The organism is Streptomyces sp. SAS_272 (assembly GCF_052543235.1).
In genome coordinates this window covers 1-1,385 of sequence record NZ_JBMNDR010000215.1, presented here as the reverse complement: position 1 = coordinate 1,385, position 1,385 = coordinate 1, and the positions used below count along the sequence as shown (strand labels likewise).

Sequence of the window (1,385 nt, the reverse complement as noted above, 5' to 3'; positions counted from 1 at the left end):
GCCCTGCACGCGCGGGGGATCACGGCCTACCTCGAACTCGGCCCCGACCCCGTCCTGACCGCCCTCGTCAAGAACACCCTCGACACCCACACCCACACCACCGGTGCCGAGAGCACCAACACCAGCACCAGCACCAGCACCGACGCCAACTCCGGCACCAACGCCGGCACCAGCACCAACACCAGCACCAGCACCGGCACCGGCACCGGCACCAGCGGGGGCAGCGGGAGGGGCTCGGGCAGCGTCACCGCGGTCGCCGTCCTGCACAAGGACAGGGACGAGGTCCGCACCGCCGTGCGGGCGCTGGCCGCCCTGCACGCCCACGGCGTTGCCGCCGACCTCACTCCTCTCCTGCACGGGGGCAGCAGGGTCAAGCTGCCCACCTACGCCTTCCAGCACAAGCGGTACTGGATCGACACCGCCCCCGCCGCCGCCGCTGCTGGGGCGGCGGGGGCGGCTGCCTCCGATGCCCTTTCCGACGCCCCTCACGACGGCGACGAGCCGGACACGGTGCTGGGGGAGTGGGCGGCGAGGATGCGGGGCCTGAGCAGCAGTCAGGGCGACCGGCTCCGGCAGAAGCTGATCACCGATCTGGTGCGGCGGCACACGGCGCAGATCCTGGAGTACGAGTCGGCCGAAGCGGTCGACCCGGCCCAGTCGTTCCGCGACCTGGGCTACAACTCGCTGACGTCGGTGGAGCTGCGCAGCCGGCTGGCGGGCGACCTGGGCCTGCCCCTGCCTCCCTCGCTGGTCTACGACTACCCCACCCCCGAGGTCCTGGCCCGGCACATCGTCCGCGATCTCGTCGGGGCGCCCGATCCGCACGCCGTCGACGATGTCCTGTCCGGGCTGCAGGACGCCCCGGACGAGCCGCTGGCCGTGGTGGGCATGGCCTGCCGCTACCCGGGCGGCGTGACCTCGCCGGAGAGCCTGTGGGATGTGGTGTCCGCCGGCGTCGACGCGATCGGCGTGTTCCCCGACGGCCGGGGCTGGGACCTGGACGGCCTCTACGACCCCGAGCGCGGCCGCTCCGGCAAGACGTACACGCGGCACGGCGGATTCGTCTACGACGCCGACATGTTCGACGCCGCCTTCTTCGGGGTCTCGCCCCGTGAGGCCGCGGCGATGGACCCCCAGCAGCGGCTTTTGCTGGAGACGGCGTGGGAGGCCCTGGAGCGGGCCCGGATCGTGCCCGGCTCGCTGCGCGGCAGCCGCACGGGGGTGTTCGTCGGGGCGATGACGCAGGAGTACGGGCCGCGTCTGTACGAGCCCGCGGGCGGCTCGGAGGGCTATCTGCTGACGGGGACGACGGCGAGTGTGGCGTCGGGGCGTATCGCGTACACGTTGGGTCTGGAGGGTCCGGCGGTGACGGTGGACACGGCGTG

General features: G+C 73.1%; 1 protein-coding gene. It reads left to right on the top strand.

Translation table 11 applies throughout. The annotated features are described in order from the left end of the window. On the top strand, positions 1-1,385 hold a 1,385-nt coding region (locus ACN6LD_RS42215), incomplete at both ends, for a beta-ketoacyl synthase N-terminal-like domain-containing protein (RefSeq protein ID WP_445045937.1).